Genomic DNA, 4,371 nt, shown 5'->3' on the forward strand with positions numbered 1-4,371 from the left:
TGTTTACGTTGAAAACTATAATTTCCTACTGTATATAACAAGTAAGCAAAGATAGAAAATAGGCAGTTTTATTATCTTCATTAACGAGGAATACGGTCATTTACCATACTGTATATAAGCCCCCGTTAGTTTAACAAGATTCAACTTTTTGTTCGATTAAATTTTCTATGATTAATGGTAGTTCTGCTAAATCACTAACTGTGAAATCTGCTTGAACATTGTCCCACTGAAAGTCTTTTTTCCAAATTCCTCTCATCCCGACATTTTGAGCGGCTTTTACATCATTTTCAGGATGGTCCCCTACAAATACGCTTTGCTTAGGTGATACATTTATTTGTTCTAAGGCTCTTTTAAATATTTTTGGGTCAGGTTTTTTTATTCCTTCCCATTCAGAAACCAATATCACATCAAAATGCTCTTCAATTCCTAAAGCTTTAATATTATCCATTTGGAATTGTCCATACCCATTTGTAATCATTCCTAAAAGAAAATTTCTACTCTTTAATTCTTCCAACATCTGAATTAGATTATCAAAAGGAACACAGTTATACTTAAACTCACTTATGTAATCTTGAAGCAATCCTTCCCAAGTTATGCCAGAAATATGAAATTCTTGAGTTAATTGTTGATATACTTTGTCTTTCCAAACATATCCACGCTTGTCGAGTTCAATAAATCTTGAAATATATTTCTCTTTTGTGATATGACCTACCCATTTATTTAATCGCTCGTATTGATTATCTATGAATCTCTTTACTGACTCATCTCGATTTAACAAAGTTCCATCTAAATCAAATAAGACCGCCTTTATCATTTTCCCAACTCCCCAAATAAGTAGTTTATACTGTTATTCTCTACCGTTAATACAAATACCTATATCAACTAAACTGCCCGTTACTCGAATAACCGTTTGTTTAATTTTAACATTAATTCCCTTTTTTGTTGTACAAAAAAATGCGTTCCTGCTTTATTGCAGAAACGCCTCCGTTACTTGAATAAATTATTGAAACATTTTAATCATCCAAACTATCAGGTATATTGGAACTGCTACAATTATTGTTCCTGCAAGAAAATAAATAATAGACCTAATAATAAATTTAAAAACATCATATATAGCTCCTACTATGTCATCAACCAACCTCAACATTATAAAACACTCCCACAACTTTAACTTGTTAATCTAACTCTAACATTATTTTTCTTCGTAAAAACTAAATGAAGTAAATCAATTTAACCAATTTCTTCTTAAACTCTTCTGCCCCGTTAGTGCAATAAGAATAATACATATTCATTGTACTCAATATCAGGTAAAGCATTTATAAATTCTAGAAGTTCATTTACAACCGTTGTCCTTAATACAATTCCTTCATTATCTAAAATAATAAAAGTTGGGAATTCATTCAAATTCAAAAGCTCAACATATTCATTAAATTTATCAGTGTCAGGACCTGGATATGAAACTAGATGTAGTTTTCCTGCTGGAACATCAAACGAAAAATAAAGTTCAAACTGTCTTCTAAGTCCTTTGTCGATTACTTCCTCTTCCCAATTTTCTTGAGGAATAGCACTCCAAAAAGAGTATAAATGATATTGATTTTCTTCATCAGGCTTCATTTGACCAATGACCCTAACTTCTTTTGCTTTATCGAGATTGACGCAGCCTATAAGCAAAGATATACAAACAATAAATAATATAAAATATTTCAATTTAAACATCTCCTATCTCGGTATATACTTCAAACGGTAAGTTAATTCACTAACCCTTTTTTATTAAACTGCTTCGTTAGTAAAAAAGCGTCTCCACTTATTGTAGAAACGCCACCCGTTACTTTAAGAGTTGTCATATATATTTTCAATGCTACTTAAATCATTTCCTAACTAAAAACGGTAAACATACCCATGAATTGTAGGAATTTTTGACCTAACACTATGAAAAATACACCACTTAGTATAAATGTGATAAATAACCTTCTATTTTCGCCTAACCTGAGTCTTTATAGTGGAATAAGCGTTTCTCCTTGTTTCAGAAACGCCCCCGTTAGTTAAAAAGCGTTCCTGCTGCTATTGCAGGAACGCTTCCGTTAAAACAACTAATTATCCTTAGTATTTTCAATTTCGTTTAACTTTTGTTCCATTCTCTTTAACTGTTTACTCTTCCTTATGGATGAACGAATAAACCATGCAACTAAAAGAATTATAGAAATAGGAATTAAAGTAGCTATTACCTGATAAATCGCAGTTCCCATGTAAACACCTCCATAACAACCTAAATTTTTAACATATTTATTAAAGGCTTTGAGTTATTATCTAAGTTCTTTAATAAATTAACCTACTTCTTAAGTGGAACAAGGATGCAATTCACTATTCAAGGAAAGCTCTCGGTAGTCCAATAAAATAATTCATTTAACTTCAATTATGATTGTCTCAAATAGTTTTTCGTCAACATAAGCGTCTAACTTCCAGACACCTGAAGCTGGAAACGTCATTGAACTCGGAATATGTGCATCAGCTCCGTTTAATTCAGAACCTAAAACCGTATCATCAATAACGACTATTTCTTGCTCTGTATCCATATTGAATCCTATTACTTTAATTAATTTATTAGTTAAATTATCTCCCCATAAATACCACATATATTTATTAGCTTGGCGAGAACGAATTGGTGTTAACTCAATGGTTTCTCCTACTAATCCTGATGCAATTTGAAAAGCTAATTTTCCTTTTTCACCGATGAAAACATACTCACCTTTTTTTCCATCTCCAAACGTAACAGGCAGTGAGAAAGTGGAACTTAATTCCAAATCTAGATAGTCTTTATTAAACTTTTTTCTTATTTCCTCATAGTCTGAATCAAGCGGTTCCTGCTGAGTGAACTTTTCCATATCAAACATAAAGTCTCTCCCCCCAGCAAATTCAGTAAAAGACAAACCAACAGATATTGCATCAGGAAGCTCTTTTGTACCTTCAACTTTAAGAATACCGTCTATCATAGTTCCTGTTGAATTTAATCGATATGGACCTATTATTAGGTTTCTTATCAATTCCCCATCGACGTGTAATTCAATCGATTTCTCATCAATAATTTGTTCTAATCCATAGTTTTCTTGTTCATTCGTTTCAACCTTATAACTTATTGCCAACTGATTATCATCATAGAATGCTTCCTCAATAGTCAGTTTTATTGTGTTATTTTCATCAGTAAGAGAAAGGATTCTAGCATTCCCTTCATTTGCCACTTCTTTTAAGTCGTCATCGCCAAGCATCTGAAAGATACTTCCGTTACGATGTTGCTCGGAACCAGTTCCCATTTCTAAACTTGTAAACAACAGAGTAAGAATCCCAATTACAAAAATAGAAGAAATACTCATCAACAACCTTGGGGATGATTTAATATTTTTATATTTTAATGAGGTATCAGTCTTATTTAACTTACTTCTTATAAGATTTTCAACTTTTTGCTTGCGATTTTGGTCCCACACCATATTTACATCCATTTTTGATAAAGATTGCTCAAGACTTGTTTCTTCTTTATTAACTTCTTTCATAGTTGAATCACCTCATTTTCAATCGATTCTCAAGTTCGTAGATTGCTCTATGTAAAGTTGTTTTCACCTTACCCTCAGACCAATTTAGAATTTCTGCTGTTTCTTGAATGCTAAATCCTTTAATTTTCCTCATTATAATAACTTCTTTATAGGCTGTTTTCATTTTTGCCAACGACAAATAAATTTCTTTGGTATTTTCCTTCATTAAGAGAAACTCTTCAGGAGAAGGGGAACTATCTTCTCTTAAATTAAAAACTCCTTTTATTAATTGAAGTGGCTTTTTCTTTCTCATGTAATCAACTGTTGTGTTACGAGCTATTCTAAATAACCATGTCTTCTCACTAGATTGATAATTGTAAGAATCATAAAAACGATAAACCTTTAGAAAAGTTTCTTGAGTCAAGTCTTCTGCTAATTGATAATCCCTTACCATTATTAAAATATAATTTAAAATGGCATCACCATGTTTTTGATACCATACAACAATGTTATTTTCTCTTTGCTCCATGCACAAAACCAATCCCCCTATTATGACCAACAATATAATACTTAGACGTAAACCAATTATAAAAGTTACACAAATTCTTATTTTTAAAAAACAAATAAAAAATCGACCTATATAGGGCGACACCAACAGATAAATGATGGTGTCTGGATAAGATTGTCAAACTGCAATTAGATAATAATGTTCTTAAACTAACCTCTATCTTATATACAGTATGGTAAATGACCGTATTCCTCGTTAATGAAGATAATAAAACTGCCTATTTTCTATCTTTGCTTACTTGTTATATACAGTAGGAAATTATAGTTTTCAACGTAAACA

General features: G+C 31.5%; 5 protein-coding genes. All 5 read right to left on the reverse strand.

Features of this window, described 5'->3' with window-relative positions:
* Positions 1 to 130 precede the first annotated feature (130 nt).
* The 5 genes from AC1FXP_RS23240 to AC1FXP_RS23260 all read right to left on the reverse strand — a co-directional run bounded on the left by AC1FXP_RS23240 (position 131) and on the right by AC1FXP_RS23260 (position 4,053).
* Positions 131 to 814, reverse strand: coding sequence for an HAD family hydrolase (locus AC1FXP_RS23240; protein WP_480064298.1), 684 nt, complete (start codon positions 812 to 814; stop codon positions 131 to 133).
* Between the two features lie 449 nt (positions 815 to 1,263).
* On the reverse strand, positions 1,264 to 1,707 hold the full coding sequence (locus AC1FXP_RS23245; protein WP_480064299.1) for a hypothetical protein: 444 nt from the start codon (positions 1,705 to 1,707) through the stop codon (positions 1,264 to 1,266).
* 383 nt (positions 1,708 to 2,090) lie between these two features.
* Positions 2,091 to 2,246 carry a DUF4083 family protein gene (locus tag AC1FXP_RS23250; RefSeq protein WP_480064300.1) on the reverse strand — a complete coding sequence of 52 codons (156 nt, stop codon included), beginning with the start codon at positions 2,244 to 2,246 and terminating at the stop codon, positions 2,091 to 2,093.
* Positions 2,247 to 2,399: 153 nt separating this feature from the next.
* Positions 2,400 to 3,545 carry a DUF4179 domain-containing protein gene (locus AC1FXP_RS23255; protein WP_480064301.1) on the reverse strand — a complete coding sequence of 382 codons (1,146 nt, stop codon included), beginning with the start codon at positions 3,543 to 3,545 and terminating at the stop codon, positions 2,400 to 2,402.
* A 7-nt stretch (positions 3,546 to 3,552) separates the two neighbouring features.
* Positions 3,553 to 4,053: an RNA polymerase sigma factor gene (locus AC1FXP_RS23260; protein ID WP_480064302.1), complete on the reverse strand. Its 501-nt coding sequence runs from the start codon at positions 4,051 to 4,053 to the stop codon at positions 3,553 to 3,555.
* Positions 4,054 to 4,371: the final 318 nt, after the last annotated feature.

Source organism: Halalkalibacter sp. HAAS-P013, assembly GCF_056619925.1.